This window comes from Leucogemmata humicola, assembly GCF_055379415.1.
Window position 1 is genome coordinate 4,152,927 of the sequence record NZ_AP040875.1, and the last position, 18,323, is coordinate 4,171,249.

General features: G+C 63.4%; 19 protein-coding genes. 10 read left to right on the plus strand and 9 right to left on the minus strand.

Annotated elements, in window-relative coordinates:
- Nucleotides 1-71: 71 nt before the first annotated feature.
- The 3 genes from AC6H4Z_RS17670 to AC6H4Z_RS17680 are packed head-to-tail and all read right to left on the minus strand — an operon-like array spanning nucleotide 72 to nucleotide 3,135.
- On the minus strand, nucleotides 72-1,181 hold the full coding sequence (locus tag AC6H4Z_RS17670) for a beta/alpha barrel domain-containing protein (protein WP_497543283.1): 1,110 nt from the start codon (nucleotides 1,179-1,181) through the stop codon (nucleotides 72-74).
- 55 nt (nucleotides 1,182-1,236) lie between these two features.
- Nucleotides 1,237-2,697 (minus strand): CoA-acylating methylmalonate-semialdehyde dehydrogenase, encoded by a 1,461-nt coding sequence (mmsA, locus tag AC6H4Z_RS17675; protein ID WP_497543284.1) that lies wholly within the window; start codon nucleotides 2,695-2,697, stop codon nucleotides 1,237-1,239.
- Nucleotides 2,698-2,730: 33 nt separating this feature from the next.
- Entirely contained in the window at nucleotides 2,731-3,135 is a 405-nt protein-coding gene (locus tag AC6H4Z_RS17680; protein ID WP_497543285.1) for a DUF1761 domain-containing protein, read from the minus strand.
- A gap of 128 nt (nucleotides 3,136-3,263) precedes the next feature.
- Here AC6H4Z_RS17680 and AC6H4Z_RS17685 point away from each other — a divergent pair, with 128 nt between their 5' ends.
- From AC6H4Z_RS17685 to AC6H4Z_RS17695, 3 genes are all read left to right on the plus strand, one after another.
- Nucleotides 3,264-3,926, plus strand: coding sequence for a hypothetical protein (locus tag AC6H4Z_RS17685; protein WP_497543286.1), 663 nt, complete (start codon nucleotides 3,264-3,266; stop codon nucleotides 3,924-3,926).
- A gap of 1 nt (nucleotide 3,927) precedes the next feature.
- Nucleotides 3,928-5,349: an amidohydrolase family protein gene (locus AC6H4Z_RS17690; RefSeq protein WP_497543287.1), complete on the plus strand. Its 1,422-nt coding sequence runs from the start codon at nucleotides 3,928-3,930 to the stop codon at nucleotides 5,347-5,349.
- A gap of 96 nt (nucleotides 5,350-5,445) precedes the next feature.
- Entirely contained in the window at nucleotides 5,446-6,876 is a 1,431-nt protein-coding gene (locus tag AC6H4Z_RS17695) for a DEAD/DEAH box helicase (protein WP_497543288.1), read from the plus strand.
- A gap of 12 nt (nucleotides 6,877-6,888) precedes the next feature.
- On the opposite strand, the gene AC6H4Z_RS17700 is transcribed toward AC6H4Z_RS17695, so the two are convergent.
- A complete protein-coding gene (locus tag AC6H4Z_RS17700) occupies nucleotides 6,889-7,269 on the minus strand; it encodes a hypothetical protein (RefSeq protein ID WP_497543289.1) in 381 nt (126 codons plus the stop codon).
- 156 nt (nucleotides 7,270-7,425) lie between these two features.
- Here AC6H4Z_RS17700 and AC6H4Z_RS17705 point away from each other — a divergent pair, with 156 nt between their 5' ends.
- Genes AC6H4Z_RS17705 through AC6H4Z_RS17715 form a run of 3 tightly spaced genes read left to right on the plus strand, consistent with a single transcriptional unit; the run spans nucleotide 7,426 to nucleotide 10,783 of the window.
- Nucleotides 7,426-8,472: a PIG-L family deacetylase gene (locus tag AC6H4Z_RS17705; protein ID WP_497543290.1), complete on the plus strand. Its 1,047-nt coding sequence runs from the start codon at nucleotides 7,426-7,428 to the stop codon at nucleotides 8,470-8,472.
- Nucleotides 8,469-9,485 (plus strand): ATP-grasp domain-containing protein, encoded by a 1,017-nt coding sequence (locus AC6H4Z_RS17710; RefSeq protein WP_497543291.1) that lies wholly within the window; start codon nucleotides 8,469-8,471, stop codon nucleotides 9,483-9,485. The genes AC6H4Z_RS17705 and AC6H4Z_RS17710 overlap by 4 nt, the downstream gene beginning before the upstream one ends.
- Nucleotides 9,482-10,783, plus strand: coding sequence for a diguanylate cyclase domain-containing protein (locus AC6H4Z_RS17715; RefSeq protein ID WP_497543292.1), 1,302 nt, complete (start codon nucleotides 9,482-9,484; stop codon nucleotides 10,781-10,783). Before AC6H4Z_RS17710 ends, AC6H4Z_RS17715 begins: the two co-directional genes overlap by 4 nt.
- Here AC6H4Z_RS17715 and AC6H4Z_RS17720 read toward each other — a convergent pair.
- The gene (locus AC6H4Z_RS17720; protein WP_497543293.1) at nucleotides 10,751-11,869 is read right to left on the minus strand and encodes a tetratricopeptide repeat protein; all 1,119 of its coding nucleotides are present in this window, start codon (nucleotides 11,867-11,869) and stop codon (nucleotides 10,751-10,753) included. The genes AC6H4Z_RS17715 and AC6H4Z_RS17720 overlap by 33 nt on opposite strands.
- On the opposite strand from AC6H4Z_RS17720, the gene AC6H4Z_RS17725 reads away from it, so the two are divergent.
- The 4 genes from AC6H4Z_RS17725 (at nucleotide 11,869) to AC6H4Z_RS17740 (ending at nucleotide 15,019) form a co-directional block, all read left to right on the plus strand.
- Nucleotides 11,869-12,606, plus strand: a complete 738-nt coding sequence (locus AC6H4Z_RS17725; protein ID WP_497543294.1) for a PHP domain-containing protein — start codon at nucleotides 11,869-11,871, stop codon at nucleotides 12,604-12,606. The two genes, AC6H4Z_RS17720 and AC6H4Z_RS17725, sit on opposite strands and share 1 nt — an antisense overlap.
- Entirely contained in the window at nucleotides 12,581-14,260 is a 1,680-nt protein-coding gene (locus AC6H4Z_RS17730) for a glycosyltransferase family 2 protein (RefSeq protein ID WP_497543295.1), read from the plus strand. Before AC6H4Z_RS17725 ends, AC6H4Z_RS17730 begins: the two co-directional genes overlap by 26 nt.
- Entirely contained in the window at nucleotides 14,257-14,415 is a 159-nt protein-coding gene (locus tag AC6H4Z_RS17735; protein ID WP_497543296.1) for a hypothetical protein, read from the plus strand. The genes AC6H4Z_RS17730 and AC6H4Z_RS17735 overlap by 4 nt, the downstream gene beginning before the upstream one ends.
- Nucleotides 14,416-14,536: 121 nt before the next feature.
- Nucleotides 14,537-15,019, plus strand: coding sequence for a hypothetical protein (locus AC6H4Z_RS17740; RefSeq protein ID WP_497543297.1), 483 nt, complete (start codon nucleotides 14,537-14,539; stop codon nucleotides 15,017-15,019).
- A 28-nt stretch (nucleotides 15,020-15,047) separates the two neighbouring features.
- Here the strand turns inward: AC6H4Z_RS17740 and AC6H4Z_RS17745 are convergent, their stop codons facing one another.
- The 4 genes from AC6H4Z_RS17745 to AC6H4Z_RS17760 form a co-directional block, all read right to left on the minus strand.
- A complete protein-coding gene (locus tag AC6H4Z_RS17745; RefSeq protein ID WP_497543298.1) occupies nucleotides 15,048-15,563 on the minus strand; it encodes a GNAT family N-acetyltransferase in 516 nt (171 codons plus the stop codon).
- A gap of 36 nt (nucleotides 15,564-15,599) precedes the next feature.
- Nucleotides 15,600-16,652 (minus strand): hypothetical protein, encoded by a 1,053-nt coding sequence (locus AC6H4Z_RS17750; protein ID WP_497543299.1) that lies wholly within the window; start codon nucleotides 16,650-16,652, stop codon nucleotides 15,600-15,602.
- Between the two features lie 69 nt (nucleotides 16,653-16,721).
- Complete coding sequence (locus AC6H4Z_RS17755) at nucleotides 16,722-17,861, minus strand: glutathionylspermidine synthase family protein (protein ID WP_497543300.1); 1,140 nt, start codon at nucleotides 17,859-17,861, stop codon at nucleotides 16,722-16,724.
- Between the two features lie 2 nt (nucleotides 17,862-17,863).
- Nucleotides 17,864-18,256 carry a hypothetical protein gene (locus AC6H4Z_RS17760; RefSeq protein ID WP_497543301.1) on the minus strand — a complete coding sequence of 131 codons (393 nt, stop codon included), beginning with the start codon at nucleotides 18,254-18,256 and terminating at the stop codon, nucleotides 17,864-17,866.
- Nucleotides 18,257-18,323 lie beyond the last annotated feature (67 nt).

The following is an 18,323-nucleotide window of genomic DNA, read 5'->3' on the forward strand; positions in this document are numbered from 1 at the left end:
ATCGAGCTAGAGCCAAGCACAACTCCCGACAGGGTGATTCGCGACAATATGGTCGGGAGTGTTCGTGTCGCCTAGGCCCGGACCCCTGGTTCGGGCTTGGCGTAGCTCTCGGACGGTCGCTGCCCTGCCGGCAGCGGTTCGCCCTCGAGGCGGCGAATCTGCGACGGCGCAACCACCCGCGCTCGGCGAATTCCCCGGAAGTCCTCGAGGCAATTCCAGCCCTTATCCGCGTTCCGGCTCAGGAACGTGTCGAGCCCCACGTTGAGTCGGCGGATGACCGTCGGCCCAACGTTCTGATCGAGCATCGCCGACGTCCCCACCTGGACGGTGCCCGCACCCAGGAGAAAGTACGACAGGGCTTGAGAGAAGTCTGATACGCCGCCAACACCGGAGAACGCGCAATTGGGAAAAGCGTTGCACATGCGCGCCATCGCATGGAGCGACAGCGGCAGAATTGCCGGGCCACCAAGTCCACCCGACGAGACGAGGCCATCGACGTTCACTTCGAACTCGAGGGTGTCAGCATCGATGAGCGGTAGCGACGGGAAGGTGTTCGACGCGACGACGGCGTCCGCCCCGCTGCGAAAACACGCGTCTGCCTCGACGATCACATCGCGCGTTGCGGGAGCCAGCTTGGCCCAAACCGGAACGCTGGAGATTCCTTTCACCGCTTCCATCACCGCCGAGCGAACGCGCTCGCCCTGCGACGTCGCTGCCGCACCCGCGGAGAAGTTGCACTCCAGACCATCCGCCCCGGCCTCCTGACATCCCTCCGCCAGCATCTGCCAGTCGCGCAAATCGGCATCGGTCGCCGAGCCCGCCATGATCGATGCGATGACGACGCGCGTGGGATACGCATCCTTGATGCGGCGAATGTGGGTCATCCACCAGTCGAGCGATTTCTCGGACGTCTGCTCCCAATGCCACGAACCGTGAAGCGCCGAACCCGGCCGCTCTTTCGTCGACACGCAGTGATTGTCCGGCGACGTGCGAAGAAACGCCGTTCGTGGTCCAGCAACATGCGCCACGGCACGAAGCCCGATCGTCTTCACGACCACTCCGCCCCAGCCCGCATCGAACGCGCGAAGGATGTTGGTCTCGGATTCCGTCGGCGGCGCCGACGCCAGGAGAAACGGGTTCTCGAATCGAATTCCAGTAAACGTCACCGCTCGCGATCGCATGCATCCTCCTCGCTTTTTCGCCCTGAACCGTCAACCGATCACTACCGTTGCGCTTCTACGACATCCAGTTCGTTCCCGACTCGCGATTCCACTTCGTCGTCATCTTCTTCGCTTGCGTCCAGAACTCGATCGAGCCTCGGCCCGTGATGTCGCCCACACCGAATCTGGATTCGTTCCAGCCACCGAACGAGAAAGGCTCCCGCGGAACTGGCACGCCAACATTCACGCCGACCATGCCGGCACTCGCATGCTCCATCACATATCGCGCCACGCCGCCGCTCTCCGTGAAAACCGATGCGGCATTGCCGTAGGGCGACGCGTTCTCGATGGCCAGCGCTCCTTCCACATCGGGTGTGCGGACGATCACAAGTACGGGACCGAAGACCTCCTCTTGCGCAATCTTCATGTCAGGGGTGACGTGATCGATGATCGTGGGTCCGAGGTAAAAGCCGTTCTCCTTACCCGCCACACGTGCGCTGCGTCCGTCCACGATCACCTTGGCTCCGGCGGCTTCCGCTTCGTCGATGTACCGCGTGATTCGCTCCTTGGCCGCCGCTGAAATCACCGGACCGATGTCCTTTCCTGGCACCATCGCGCGCGCCACTTCTGCCATGCGTGCGATGATGTGGTCGGTTGCCGACACCGCCACCATGACCGACGCCGCCATGCAGCGCTGTCCAGCACACCCTGACATCGACGCGATGATGTTGGTCGCGGCCATCTCACGATCGGCATCGGGCATGACGATGAGATGATTCTTTGCGCCGCCGAGTGCGAGGCAGCGCTTGAGGTTCGAGGTCGCGCGCTTGTAGACGATTTTTGCGACCTTCGTCGAACCGACGAAACTCACGGCCGCAATGTCAGGGTGATCGCAGATCGCTTCGACCGCTCGCTGACCGCCGTGCACAACCTGAAAGACTCCCGACGGCAGCCCCGCCTCGCGCAAGAGCTCGGCGATTCGTCCAGCGCTGAGCGGCACCATCTCCGACGGCTTGAGAATCATGCAGTTGCCGAGCGCGATCGCGTTGGGGATCGTCCAGTTCGGCACCATGTTCGGAAAATTGAATGGCGCGATCGACGCGACGACGCCCAGCGGAAATCGCTCGATGCGACATTCAACACCGCGGCTCACCTCGAGCACTTCGCCGGGCGCGATCTGCGGCAGCGAGCAGGCGAACTCGGTAAGCTCGGCGGACTTGAGCACTTCCGCACGCGCTTCGCTCTGAATCTTGCCGTTCTCTTCCGACACGAGAGCGGCAAGCTCGTCGATATTCGACTCGAGCAGCGCCTTGTATCGATAGAACACCTGCACGCGCTCCTTGATGGGCATAGCGGCCCACGCGGGAAATGCGGCGCGCGCCGCCTGAACAGCAGCATCGACCTCGGCCGATTCCGAGAGCGGAACTCGGGAGATGACGTCACCGCTGCTGGGATTGTAGACGTCGATGAATGGACGCGACCCGGCGGGGGCAATGAAATCACCGGCGACGTAGTTGCGAAGCTCTGCGTACTTCATTGGCGCTCCTGGATATTCAGATCGAAACGGATGCTAGTGCCACACCGAGAGAATGACCGCCGCCAACATCATCGACACGAGATTGAACCCGCTGTCGATCACCCACAACATCTTCGGCTTGAACGAGAAGATCGCTGTACCATAACTCGTCGCGCCCGTGAACCCGAGCCACGTCAACAGCGCGACATGAACGCTCGTCATGACCGATGGGTGCGAGAAGTGGCCGAGGAACATTGCCATGACCCACGAGACCAGCAGCCCGCAAATGAACACCTGGACGTAGTGGATCGGCTTCGCGCCGCCGGCCATTTCTTCCATCGATTTGTTTTGCAGCCGGACCCACGGCTTCGCAAACAGCACCGGCGAGTACCAGAGTCCGCCAAGCATGAAAATGGCGACTCCGCTGACAAGCACTGCGAGAAAGTTGACCGGCGGCATCTGGTGATCCTCTTATGGAATGGACGGGCGGCGACCTGAGCGGTACACTATCTAGCCTTGGGGCGCGGCGATAGAGAGATGCCGCCGTGCGGCGTGACCGCCCTGTTCACCAGACACAGACGGCAGAGATGAAACGCAGAGACTTTCTCAGCAACGTCGCCTCGACGTCGCTGCTCGCGGCAATGCCCGCGATCGGATTGAGCGACGCCGAGCGTCTAGCGGTTGGACGTCCGGTAAGCGACGAGTGGGATCTCAGTTGGGTGAATCGCCTGCACGGGAAATCGCGTGCGGTATTCGACTCGCCCGAAGTCTCCGAGGGCGCCGCGCTCTTTCGCGCGTGCCTGTGGCGCACGCAACACAACAAGGTCTTCGGAACGCCGATGGCCGAGCTGACACCGGTTGTCGTTTTTCGTCACTCGGGAATTCCGCTCGTCATGGATGATGCACACTGGGATCACATCGGCGTCGGCAAGGACGTAAAGATGAAGGATCCGGCGACCGGCAAATGGTATCGCAAGAATCCCATCGGCAGCGCGTCGCCCGACGCACCGGCCGAGTTCAAGGAGATCACGCTTCCCGCGTTCATGGCCAGCGGCGGGATCGTGCTCGCCTGCAACCTCGCCTTCGGCGAAATCATCAGTCAGTACAAGGCGAAGGACAAACTTTCCGACGCTGATGCGGAGAAGGCTGCCAAGTCGCACATGCTGCCCGGCGTCATCCTACAGCCCTCCGGATTCTTCGCCGTGCTCAAGGCGCAGGACGAGGGCTGCAAATTCATGCTCGGATCCTGACATGACTGTTCGCTCTTGGTTGGTTCTCGCCGTTGCCGCGGCGCAAGTCGTCGGCGCGCAAGGACGTGGACGCGCAGGCAACGCAGTGCGGCAGTACGTCGCCGTCGATACTGCGGTACTCGCGCTGACTCACGTACGCGTCATCGACGGCACTGGTGCGCCTGCACGCGATGATCAGACTTTGATCATTCGCGACGGCAAGATCGCGTCGGTTGGCGCTGCTGCAAGCACCGCAGTGCCGGCGGGCGCGCAGGTCATGGACCTCACTGGCAAATCGGTGATCCCGGGGCTCGTCATGGTGCACGAGCATCTGTATTACCCCACCGGTCCTGGCGTCTACGGCAATCTTACCGAGAGCTTCACGCGACTGTACCTCGCCGGCGGCGTGACGTCGATGCGCACCGGTGGCAACATGAACGGCTACGGCGAGCTCGCGATCAAGAAGAGCATCGACCGCGGCGACAAGCCTGGCCCGTGGATTGACGCGACCGCGCCGTACCTCGAGGGGCCAGGACTCGGACTCGGCCAGGTGCACGAATTGGCCGACGCCGCCGACGCGCGCCGTCTCATCGACTTCTGGCACGACGCGGGTGCGACATCGCTCAAAGCGTACATGCACATCACGCGCGACGAGCTCAAGGCGTCGCTCGACGAAGGCCACAAGCGCGGCATGAAGCTCACCGGCCACCTCTGTTCCGTGACCTACAAGGAGGCCGCCGAACTCGGAATCGACAATCTGGAACACGGCTTCTTTGCCGCGACGGATTTCGTTCCGAACAAGAAGCCGGACGAATGCCCTGGCCAGGGCGCCGGCCAGGCCGCGATGGCGGCCATCGACGTCAAGGGTGCGCCGATCAAGGCGCTCATTAGCGAACTCATACAGCGCAAGGTTGCGGTCACGTCCACCCTCACGGTGTTCGAGACGTTCACACCTGGGCAACCCATGCCGCCGGGACTCGACGTGCTCGATCCGATCCTCAAGGACCAGTTCGAGCAGCGCTATGCCGCGACTCAGCGCAACGCACGATCGAACTACGCCACGCTCTTTCCGAAGATGCGCCAACTCGAGGTCGACTTCTTCCGCGCAGGCGGCATGCTGCTCGCCGGAACCGATCCTACTGGCGGTGGCGGCGTCATCGCGGGCTACTCGAATCAGCGTCAGGTCGAGTTGCTCGTCGAGAGCGGCCTCACGCCGCTCGAAGCGCTCAAGGTCTGCACGTTGAACGGCGCCACGTTCCTCGGCCGCGCGGATCGCACCGGCTCGATCGCCGCCGGCAAACAAGCCGATCTCGTCGTGATCGATGGCAATCCAGCAGCGAGCATCGCCGATATTCGGAAGGTGAATCTCGTGTTCAAGGAAGGCGTGGGCTACGACCCGGCCAAGCTCATCGCATCGGTGAAGGGGAAAGTCGGTTTGTTCTGATTTACCACGCGCTTTGGCGGCGCGGTGAATGCAAGTTGGACACGAATGCGCTAAGGTTCTTCACGACTTAGCGCATTCTCTTTTTCCCTGAGTGTTGTGCCCTTCACTTCGCTACACCTGCATCGCGATCTCCTTCGCGGTGTCAAAGAGCTCGGCTTCAATCGGCCGACGCCCATTCAGACCGACGCCATCCCCGCCGCGATCTCCGGTCGCGACGTGCTCGCCTGCGCGCAAACGGGTAGCGGCAAGACCGCCGCGTTCCTGCTGCCGATTCTGCATCAACTGCTCGAGAAGAAGCGCGGCACCACGCGCGCGCTGATCCTCACGCCCACACGCGAGCTTGCCGCGCAGATTCTTCAAGAGCTCGAACAGATCGCCGTGCACACGCCAATCACCGCCGCGGCCGTTTTCGGCGGTGTGGGCATGGGTCCGCAAGAGCACGCGTTCCGCACTGGCGTCGATGTCGTTGTCGCGACGCCTGGTCGCCTGCTCGACCATCTCAAGCATCCGTACGCCAAGCTGGACAAGATCGAGCATCTCGTCCTCGACGAAGCGGACCGCATGCTGGATATGGGATTCCTCCCGGACATCCGGCGCGTGTTGAAGCTGCTGCCGGCGAAGCGCCAGACGCTGTTCTTCAGCGCAACGATGCCCGACCCGATCGTCGCACTGACGCGTGAGCTGCTGCATTCGCCGGCAACGATCAACCTCGAACGAAAGTCGGCGCCCGCCGTCGGAATCACGCAGGCCGTGTATCCGGTGTCGCAGGAGCTCAAGTCGTCGCTGCTCTTTGCGCTGCTTCAGGGCGGCGGAATGAAAGAAGCGCTCGTCTTCACGCGCACCAAGCATCGCGCCAATCGGTTGTGGGAGCATCTCGAAAAGCGCGGCGTCAGCGTCGCGCGCATTCACGGCAATCGATCACAGGCGCAGCGCACTGACGCGCTCGAAGGATTCAAGTCGGGCCGCTATCGCGTCCTCGTTGCTACGGACATCGCGGCGCGCGGCATCGACGTCGAAGCGCTCGGTCACGTCGTGAACTTCGACGTTCCCGCGCAGCCGGAGGACTACATCCATCGCGTTGGCCGCACGGCACGCGCCGAGATGACGGGTGAGGCCTACACGTTCGTTGCGCCCGAAGAGATGGACGATCTCCGCTCGATCGAGCGCGCGATCGGCAAGCCGTTGCCTCGCGTCACGCTGCCTGACTTCGACTACAAGGCGCAGCCAACGACGAAGTTGGAGATTCCGCTCAAGGAGCGCATCGCCAAGCTGCGCGCGCAGCGTTCGGACGATCGCGCGCGTGCCAAGGCGAAAGAAGAGCGCCGCTCCGCGGCTGCCGCGGGCGCACCCGCTCGGTCGCAGTCAAAGCCGACGAGTCGTCCGGGACAGCCGCGCGATGGTGAGAAGTCGGCAGCGGGTGGCCCGGCGAAGCATCGTCGCCGCCGACGGCGCGGTGGCGGCGGTGGTGGTGGTGGAAACAGCGGCGGCAACGCCCCACGCTCCGACCGAAATCCGTACGCCGATTAGTTGCCGGTCGCGTTACGCGGCGTTCGACTTTTTCTTCTTCGCCTGCTGATCCGCTTCCCAGTGGAAATGGTGCAGCACGCGATGAAAGACCGGGCCGAGTAGCATCGCGGCGAGCACGAGGAACACGATGCCGGCGTACAACGCGTACACGCCGGCAAAGATCTTCGCGCTCGTCGCGTGTAGTTCTCCCACCGGGCCCATGCCGCCAAGCAGCATCGCGGCATTCAGAAATGCGTCGACCCAGGACTGCTCGGCGAGCCAGTGATACCCCGCCATCCCAATCGCTAGGGACAGCCCAACCACGCGACTCGCCGCCACGCCCTGACGCATCAGGCGGCGCGCAAAGAGCCGTCGACTCAACGGCGGTTGGCTTCGGTGTTCGTATTTGAACATACGGCGAAGCTGTACAGTCGAGACGGTCTACGCCAGTCCATTGGCGGTCATCAGTAAAGTCTTGATGCGGGGCGCGTACGCCTTTCGTCCACGCGGCGTGCGACTTCACTCGACCCGACGCGGCCCAATTGCTGCGAACCCAACGATGGGTCGCAGATGCCACTTCCACCGCCGCTCGAGATGCCGCACGCGGGCGATTCAGTCGACCCGCGACCGATCGTCCTCCTCGTCGACGACGATCCGCTGAGCGCGGAAGCATGTCGCAACGCGATCTCCGCCGGCGGTGCCGTCGACGTCATCCACGTTCGCTCCGGCGAGGACGCGGTCGAACAGCTCAACCGGAACGGCGGCATCGACTGCGTCATCTCCGCCATCGATCTTCCGGACATGAACGGATTCGACGTGCTTCGTGCGACGCGAATTCTTCGACCGCTCACGCCGGTGCTGCTCGTCACCGGCCTCTCCGATCCATCGCATCCAAGCCTCGCGATTCGCGAAGGCGCTGACGATCTCCTGATCGCGCCGGTTGCGGCCGATGCGCTGAGAGCGCATACGAACGCGCTCATCGTGAAGGGACGCGCGGCCAAAGCCGTTGGTGCGCGCACGGTCCTGGCGGTCGGTGCGCACCCAGACGACGTCGAGATCGGCGTCGCAGGCACACTACTCCGTCATGTTGCCGCTGGCGACCGCGTCATTCACTTGATGATGACCGACGGCGAAGCGGGCGGACATCAGAACGTACGCGTTGAAGAAGCGGAACTCGCCGCCGCGACGATCGGCATGACGCTCGTGCGCGGTCATCTGCCCGACGCATTTGTCTCCGACGCGCGCGAAACGGTCAAGATCGTCGAACGTATCGTCGGCGAGTTCTCGCCGTCGGTCGTGTACGTGCATTCGCCGCGCGACGGACACCAGGATCATCGCGCATCCTATCACGCCACAGCGAGTGCGTCGCGCGGCGTGCCTACGCTCTGCGCCTATCAGAGCCCGAGTTCCACTGCAGACTTTCGCCCGAATCGGTTCATCGACATCGGCGAATATCTCGACGCCAAGATCGCCGCGATCAACATCTATCGTTCGCAGACGGCCACGCGACTCTATCTCGCCGAAGACATGATTCGCGCGACGGCCCGCTACTGGGGACGCCATGCCGCGCATCGCCTCGTCGAGCCGCTCGAAGTGATGTGGCAGCTCACGGCATGACGATCAAAGTTGCCGTCACTGGTGCCGGTGGGCCGTCTGCCGTGTCGTTCCTCCAAGCCGTCTCGGCGCCACGCATCGATCTGTTTGCCGGCGACGTCGATCCGTACGCGCCCGGACTGTATCTCGTACACCCGGATCACCGCTGGATTCTCTACCCTGGCGCCGATCCGCACTTCGTCGACGATCTCCTCACGCGCTGCATTGCTGCGCGCATTTCCGTGCTCGTTCCCACGGTGGATCACGAACTGCTGCCGCTCGCACGACGACGCGACGAGTTCGAGCGCCATGGCATTCGCATGCTTCTCGCCGACCTCGACACGCTCGAGACGTGTCTCGACAAGGCGGCGCTCATGAAGCGCTGCGAAGGTGCGTGCTCGATACCGCGCACAGGGATCTTCGACGACGATCTCGATCTCACCGGTTGGCCCCTTCCGCTCTTCGTGAAGCCGCGGCTTGGCTCCGGTGGGCGCGGCGCAAAGCGCGTCGATGATCTCTCGGCGCTCGATCGCATTGTCCGCGATGGATCGCACATCGTGCAAGAGTACCTCGGGGGCACAGAGTACTCCGTCGACGTGCTCTCGGGCCCCGACCGCAAGGTGATCGCTGCGGTTCCTCGAGCGCGACTCAAGATCGACTCTGGCATCGCGGTCACTGGTGTGACGCTTCACGAACCGCGCCTCGAGGCGTTCGCGCGCTGCGTCGCGAAGACCATCGGCGTCACGTTCGTCGCCAACATTCAGTTTCGCGAAGATGGCGACGGCGTTCCACGATTGCTCGAGGTCAACGCCCGCTTTCCTGGTACAATGCCGCTGACGGTCGCCGCCGGTGTAAACATGCCGAACCTCGCGCTCGACTTGCTGCTCGGCTATCCGCTACCCGATGGCGTCGCACACTTTCGAGATGTCGGAATGGTTCGCGTCTGGCGCGAGCACTTTGTCGACGTGGATGAGATCGACACACTGCGGCGCGTGCGCGCGGCGCGCGACCATTCCATCGGAGACACTCTCGCGTGATCACTTCGGCGTTCGTCGTGTCGACGCTGGTCCTCGCGTATGTAACACTGCGCCTCTATCGGCGGCGTGGGGACGCGATGGAAGACACCATCACCGGCCTACCGAGCCGCGACTTCTTCGAGCGCTATTTGCGCCAGTGCGCAGCGCGCTCTACCCGGCACCCGCGGTATGGGTTCGCCGTTCTCCTGCTCGACATCCGCGGTTTTGCGCAGTTGCGACGAGATCTCGGACGTTTTGCCGCCGAGGAGATCCTCGGTGATTTCGCCGAACGTATGCGGCTGTGCATTCGGCCGAGCGATCTGATCACGCGTTTCGACGGCGACAACTTTGCGCTCATTCTCGACGACGTTCGACAGATCACCGATGCGACGCGTGTCGCACTACGCGTGCAGGACTCGATGACCGAAGCCGTCACGCTCGCCGCGCAGCCGGTTTCAGTGCGCGTGAATGTCGGCGTGACGCTGACGACGCCAGGCGTACGCGCCGATCCCCGACTCTTGCTGCAGGAAGCAGAATCGGCACGTGCACGTGCAATCGAGGTGGGGCGTCCCTACGTCGTATTCGACCAGGCGCTCGACGCGAAGTCGTTGAGCGATCTCGCGCTCGAGCAGCAGCTCTCGAACGCGCTCGACTCCGACGCGTTGCAGTTGTCGTTTGCGCCAATCATCCGCGACGACACTGGCCAGTTGGCGGGCTTCTCGGCCGAACCACAGTGGGATCACCCAGAACGCGGTCTGCTCACCGCCGACGAGTTCCTGCCGGTTATTGCCGGATCTGCGGAAACCCTGCGTATTGGTGCCTGGGTTGTAACCGAAGCGTGCGACGCGCTACGGCGGCTCGCCGACGCCTCCGCAAATCCGCCCATGATGATGGTTCGAGTAACCGAGACGGAATTGATGCGCGGCGACATTCCGTTGGCCGTCGAGAATGCCTTCGCCGCTCGCATCGAGGTTGCACAGCTCCTGCGCATTGAAATTCCGGTGTCCGCGCTGGCCAACATGAGCGCCGAACCGAGGAGCGCCATCGTTCGGCTCCGCGCACTCGGAGTTGGACTTCACGTCTCGAGCGGTCGCGCGCTTGGCGTCGACTCGTTCATCGATCCAGTCGCCAAGAGCGAGCTCTCGCTCCTCGCCGCGATTCAACCGACCGGACGGTCGTCGACCGCACACGCGATTGAACCGGTGCCATTCGAAGTCGCCTTGGCTCTCACCCGTGGAGAGTTTCCGGAATTGCCTCGCCGCGCGGCGCTCGCGGCGCCGAGCGAACTACCACCGGAGCACGAGGCCGGCGGTCGCTGAACGTTGCGCAAAATGGCCTTCGCGATCGGATAGCTCCGTCCGAATGCCGAAGGTTGGCCGCGCGTACCAGGTAATTTCGCCGAAGCCTGTCGTTGCGCTGAACCTCGGATCGATGTCCTGCACGACGCCAACGCTGTAGCTGATGCTCCGGCTCGGGTCAACGAGAAACGACGCCCGCGCCACCGTGCGAGCATCGAACTCAGCCTGACGAATGCCTTGAGAGAAATCGAACGTGAGCACCTGAGCGCGGCGCAGCGTATACTCGATCCCTGCGCCGAATTGAGGCTCGCCGTTGCCGCCTGCGATCGGTCGCGTGGTGGCATGCACGACGATCCGATCGGTCAGCTTGAACGCGCCGTCGAGCCACAGGAACGATTGCGACGTGTCGCTCGACGACGTCCACCGTTCGCCACGCGCCGTGAGCGTTACGGACTGACTCGGTCGCCCAATGACCCCAAGCGACGCGACGTACTGTCGAATACCGTTCGCCGAATCCTGATTGAGAAAGATTCCCTGAAATGCGTCGCCACCACCGATGACCGCGAGGCGGCCGGTGAACGACAACGAGGGATTCACAGGAACCTCGGCTGTCGCGCCCCACGTGCTCGTCACATCGCCATGCGCGCCGGACGAACCGGCATCGAGTTGCAACGTGAGCGGGCGATCCCATTCGGTTTCGTGCAGCAGATCTCGCGCGTTCTGTGACGTGGAATCAAGCGCCAACGCTTCGCGAAAGCGGTGGCGAGCCACGCTGTATCGACCTTCGCCGCGCGCGACGAAGCCCAGTCCGATCACGGGATCGAGGGCGAGCGGTTGCTCGCGATGTAGTGAGTCGAAGCGAGCTTCGGCGTCTTTCCATCGTTGTGCGAAGCTCAGTTTCCAAGCGGCCTGCACGCGTGCGCGCCACGTCGTGTCCATTGCCTCGGGATGACTTCGCTCGGGCGACGAAGGCGCGTTCGTGGAATCGCTCTGCGCCACGGCGACCGACGATGTGACGAGCAGCGCGCCCAGGCCGGCGACGATAACCATCAGTCGTACAAGTTTTGCCTCGATGTACGGCACTCCCCGAACACATGTGAGCGTCAATGCATCCACTCCGACTGGACGAAGATTTTCACGTCCATTCCACATTCTCCGACGGGGCTGACTCCGTCGAGGCGAATATTGCTGCGGCGGCAAGCCGAGGACTCGTGCGCCTTGGGTGCGTGGACCACGTGCGGCGCGATACGTCGTACGTCGCCCGATTCGTGGACGCCGTCAGCGCGCTCCGCGAGTCCACGCCCATCGAAACGGTGATCGGCGTCGAGGCAAAGATCCTCGATGCGTCCGGTACGTTGGACCTTCCGCCCGGACTGACGGGCGTCGACTTCGTCTTTATCGCCGATCATCAATTCCCCGACGAGGAAGGGCCCGTATCGCCGCGAACCATTCGCGATGCGATCGCCACGAATGAGCTGACCTCGGTGGAGGTCGTCGAAGAACTCGTGAATGCAACAATCGCGTCGATGATCCGGTATGCGCCGGAATACCGAATCGTGCTTGCGCACCTATTCAGCATCGTTCCGAAACTCGGCCTCGACGAATCGACCGTGACGGACGAAGCGATCAGCCGGCTGCTCTCCGCCGCGCACCTCACGGAGGCGGCGATCGAGGTCAGCGAGCGTTGGCGGTGTCCAAGCGAGCGCGTCGTCCAGATGGCTGCCGCGCGCCACGTTCGATTGGTGGCGAGTACGGATAGCCATCGCGCGTCCGACGTCGGGCAGTACAGTTATGTCGCGAACGTCGCGGCGAATCTCAGTGGAGCCCGTCGCTCGGCCGCATGATCTTCGCGACGCCACTCGGCAACGACCGCCGACGGCGCTCCGCGAACCGACGGCGACGCGATTGGTGCGGCGCCGTGTTCGCCAGCTGCTCTACGGCTTCGCCGACGTCGCAATCGGCCTGCTGATCCTTCTGGCTTTCCTGCCAGACGACGCTCGGCTGTTCGTCATCCAACTCGTGTGCGTGGCGCTCGTGTTGCTCGGCGCCACACCTGTCGCCGCGTCACTCTTTCAGTCGCTCTTGCTTGGGTTCAACTACGTACGAACCAGATACGACCGTCTTCTGCCGTACTATCCGCGAACGGCGGTCGTTGTCCCGGCATGGAATGAGAGTTTGGTGATCGGCACGACGATCGATCACTTGCTGGGGATGGAATACCCAGCGGACCGGCTGCGAGTCGTCGTGGTCGACGACGCGTCGACCGACGGTACGCCGGACGTCGTCCGAGCAAAGGCCGCCGAATATCCGGGCCGCGTCATGCACGTGCGTCGCGCGTATGGTGGCCAAGGCAAGGCGCACACGCTCAATGCTGGCATCGCCGACGTGCTTGCCGATCCGTGGGCGCAAGCGGTGTTGATCATCGACGCCGACGTGCTCTTCGAACCGAGTGCGCTGCGACGGATGACGCGACACCTGTCCGATCCGAGCGTGGGCGCGGTCACGGCGTACATCAAACAGGGAACGCAGGGCGGCAACTACCTCACCCGCTTCATCGCCTATGAGTACGTCACGGCTCAAGCAGCAGCACGGCGAGCGCAGAACGTTCTTGGCGTGGTCGCCTGCTTAGCTGGCGGCGCGCAGTTGCACTCGCGCGAAAACCTAGAGGCGATGGGCGGACGAATCGATACGTCGAGCCTCGCCGAGGACACCGTCACGACCTTTCAGACCCAGCTGCATCACCGGCGAGTGGAGTTCGAGGGCAATGCTGTCGTGTGGGCCGAAGAGCCGTCGACGCTAACTGGATTGTGGAAGCAGCGAATTCGCTGGGGCCGGGGCAATGTGCAGATCTCGCTGCAATATCTGTCGATGTGGGGACGGAATCGCGCCGCATTTCATCGGCTCGGCGGACTTCCCTTCTTCTTCATCTGGTTCACGGTCCTGCTCATGCCGCTGCTCATGCTCGGTGCGGCGACTGGGCTGCTCACGCTGCACGCGATTGGCGCGCCGGCGGCATGGAAGGTCTTTCGCGTCCTCTGGATCTGGCACGCAATCGCCTACGTGTTCGGTACGGCCATGGCCCTCACGATCGACCGCGACACCGCGAAGCGAGCGTGGAAAGAAGCGATTCTCTTTCCCGGCGTGATCGCGCTCGTCGCTATGGCGTACAGTGTCTACCCACCCGTGCTGAACGTGTATGCCGCACGAGGGCTCGCAGACATTGGGATTGTCCTCTCGAGCAGCGCACGTGATTGGCTGGCCGTTCTGATGTACGCGTGGATTTTCCTCTGCGTTCCATTCGCGTATCTCGGCAAAGCGTGGTCGCAGTATCCGAGGTTGCGATGGCTCGCACCCTTCACGATCTACCTGGTCGGCTACGGTCCGTTCCTCTGCGCAGTCACCTTCGGCGCGTACGTCAAAGAGATGCGCAACGTGAGCGCGGCCTGGGACAAGACTGAAAAGGTCGGCCGCGTGTCGCTTGGAGCAGCTCGACCGTGAGCACCGAAACTGATCCGCTCGAACCCATCTGGAACGAGCGCTTCAATGCCGATGTCGCTGACGACGCCGCCGCCGAGCGATCGATTCTCGAGGGTGAGCTGGCCATCGCCGCCGTTGTGATCGTGCTCGTACTGCTCCGCGCGCTGCTGTCGTAGCGATTTACGGCGATTGTTCCGTTTGTGCGGACCGCTCTGGTTCCCGGGCATCGACGTTGCCTCTTAGGAGGTCGGGTAGATGCGGGGGGTGGCGATGGCGGGGCGAGACGACAGCGCGACGATGAGATCACATCGACTCTTGGTGCCGGACGCATTGGCGCGTACGGCAGCGACACATCAACAGTACCGGCTGCAGCTCGACGCATTGCGTCGGCAGCGCGTATCGAGCGCAATCAGCGGCGAGCGCGGCGCAAGTTCGCGACGCGGTGCGGCCGCACTGATTCTGATTCATGACTCACGCATTGCACGCGATGCCTTTCACGACGAAGTCGCACACTTCGTCAGCTATCTGGAAGGCACCGGCGCGCCGTTGCGGCGAATCATCGATCACGTCCGCGGCATGCTCGACGCGCTCCGCGCTTCAGGCGTGCTGTACGACGACGGCGGCGCCATGGCCGACGAGCTCGCGCGGTGGATCATGGAGGACACACGGCAACGTCACGCGATCGCCATGCGGCCGCGCGAAACGCCGTCACGTGTGAAGCGCGAAACGCGCGTCCTTCAACTTCCGCTCAACCGGCGCGCGATCGTTCGACTGGTTTGATCGGCGAAAGCGGGCGAGCGACGCGTCGCTAGCTCAGCACCATGCGATAGCCTTCGACCACTTCGCCGCCAGCTGGCTCGAAGTCACGGTCGGGCGCGCGCTCGAAGCCCATGCTCAGGTACAGACGCATGGCAGCGCGCATGCTCTTCGACGTGTGCAGACCGAGTTCGGTCGCACCCGTGAGGCGTGCGCGTCGAACGCACTCTTTCACGAGCGCGCTCCCCACGCCCATGCCGCGCGCCTCTGACGACACGGCAAGCAGGCGCAATTCCGGCCCGGGCGACGCCTCTGTGAGCTCGCCGTATGCCCGCGCTGACGGCGGAAAGAGCAGCACGCTGCCCACGATCTTGCCGCCGGAGTCGGCCACGATGCGATCGACGGGACCGCTCGACGCGAGCGCAGAATCGATGGCACCGCTCAGGCCCTCCCACGAACTTGGCGACATCACGAACGCGAACTCGGCATAGGCACGACGTGTCAGCTCGGCCAACGCTGGCAGGTCTGCCTGGGTCGCATCACGAATCGTGAAATCGCCTGGCTTCATGGTTCAGTGCGGAGACAATGTGCGTCGGCACCGATGCTAAACGCGCGCCGGAGGATTGATCGCCCGGCCCAGCACGTACCCAGACACGCCACCGAGCAGCGTTCCGATCACCTCGGCTTGAATCCGGCCGTCGATGCCAAGAATGATCACGGCCGACGTGAGGAGGAACACGGTCATCAGCTCGACGAGCAGCCCCGACGTGATGATCGACCGGCGCAGGTCGTCGCTCTTGTAGAACAGCGGCGCCAGGAAAAGCGCGATGAGTGCGAGAGCGACCGCGGGAATTCCGATCGTGATGATCCGCGAATCGAGCTTGGCCTGATCATCTTCTCGCTGTCCAATGGCTCGGCTGACTTCGGCCGCGTCCTCTGACAGACGCGTCGCCTCGTCTCGGTCGGCCTTGCTGAGAATTCGGACGTCGCTCGCTCGCGCGCTGAACGCCGTCAACAAGTCGGACTTGTAGCTCTGGAACGCCGAGTCGGAGAGTGCTGCCTCGAACGCCGTCAGGTCGGACCGCGGAAGCCGCTCCGCGGGACCGCCACCGTCGTCTCGGAGCCCCTGGTAGAGCCGAGTGTTCTCTAACGGCCGCGCCTGCGCCACGGGTACCACGGCGGCAAAGGGCGTGCGCTCCAGAAAATCCCGGGCAACCTGTGGTTTGGCGACGCGCGTCGTGAGCCCGGCCTCGACGGACGTGAAGTTGTTCGCGGCGGCGTCGGTGGCAGCAACGAGCTGCTTGCGCAGCTCTCTCGAGGCGGGATTCTGCCGAAGTTGGAGGAAGAGCTGGTGGACGTTCGCCGAATCCTCCTCGACCGAGGCAGGTCTCGTTGCCGCAGCTAGCCGCAGCGTGTCGGCTGCGAAGAGGCGCAGCACCGAGTCTGCCGGGTCGAGCGACGATCGCACCCGTCGACGACGCTCATCGAGCTCCGCGAGCATTCGCTGGAGCTCGAATCGACTGACGCCGTTGATGTTCAGACGGTGCGTCGTCGCAGGCGACGCGGGTTGATTGGCGGGGGTGGCTTGTGCGGACGCGTGGTGCGTCGAATGGGCGATGAATAGCAGGGAGAATGCGAGACTGCGACGCAGTCGCATGTGCGCTCCGAGGATCGCTCAGTGAATGGCTATCGGATGCGCGGCAATCTAATCAATTCACGCCAGTTGTCACCGAAAAAGGTGCGGCACGAAGCGCGACGTATTCCCCGTCACCCAACCATCGGCTTCACGCACGCCCATACCACCCGCCTCCTGACCAATCATCCAGCTGCCGAGCACTGGTCGCTTGCCATCGAAGTTCGGAATTGGCGCGAGCTGCTGAAAGACGTAACCCTCCGCTCCGTACTCGCCCGTCGACTCGAGATGCTCCTTCATCGTATGCACGGTGACGTTCGCACCCTCGCGCGACAGCAACGGCTTCTTCACGTATTCGAACATTCCATTCGGCTCGTCGAAATACGCCGGCAGCAGATTCGGATGCCCGGGAAACAGATCCCACAGCACGGCGAGAATGCCCTTGTTCGACAGAACCATCTTCCATGCGGGCTCGATGAACTGCGTCTTCGCCTTGGGCAGAAACTGGGCAAACGGCTCGTGAATGATCCATTCCCACGGATAGAGCTTGAACAGCGTGGCGATACGCTTGTTCGACGCATCCACGAACTCGCGGGCGTCCGGGTCCCAACCAATGTCCGACACGGCCAACAGCTCGGCACGCACGCCCGCCTGCACCGCCGTCTCGGCGAGATAGGCGGTCGTCATGCCGTCTTCGATGTCGTCCATCGACGAGAAGTGCACCAGCGGTCCGAGTGCGCCACCGCCGCGCAGATACGGAATCATTTCTCGCCACAGGCCGACGAGCCGTTCGTGGATCGAGTTGAACTGGTCGGCGCCCTTGTGGAGCGCCTCGAGCCAATCCCACTGAATCACGGACGCTTCGAGTAGCGACGTTGGCGTGTCGGCGTTGTACTCGAGCATGACCGGCGGCGACTTGCCGTCGTAGGCGAGATCGAACCGTCCGTAAATCGACGGCGGCTCCTCCTTCCACGACCGCTCGATGAGCGGAATGGCATGCTCCGGAATCTTGAGTTCCGGATACCGGCCATTGTCGATCACATCCTGTACGGCCTCGAGGCAGCGCGCGTGAAGCTCGTTGGTGGCGCGCTCCACGGAGTCGATCTCGTCGGTCGTGAAACGATAGTAGGCGTCTTCGCTCCAATACGGCGTTGCGCCAGAGTGCCACTTGAGGCCGCGCGCCTCGACGGCTTCCTGCCAATTGGGGCGCGGTGTGCTTGCAACTCTCTCCATGGTCAGCTCCCCGCCGCGCCGTGACCGGCGCCAATGCTGCCGAAGCCACCACGCACCACGCTTGGGCGTGAGGGCGCGGAATAACTCGGCGAATAGACAGTAGGCGACATCGAGCGCACACGGCCGCCGCCACCGACGTAGCCGCTGTACCGGTTCATGTACCACAAACCGGCGTACGGATAGACGTGCGGATACCAGGTTCCCGAATACCAGTAGCCGTGATTCGTGACCGCCGCGTCGCACGCAATCTGAGAGTACGACTCAGGCTCGCACGGATCGAAGGCAGGAGAGCGGGAGCACGCGGTCGCGCTCACGAGCGCGGCCAGGGCGGGAACGAGCGAGAGCGGCACCGATAGAGACCGGCGGCGTTTCGAGTTCTCGCGATTGGTGGGCATAGAAAAGGACGCCTCGGCGTCCCCACGGGTCAGGCAGCAGTCCGAGCTCGCACATCCGAGCATCGGA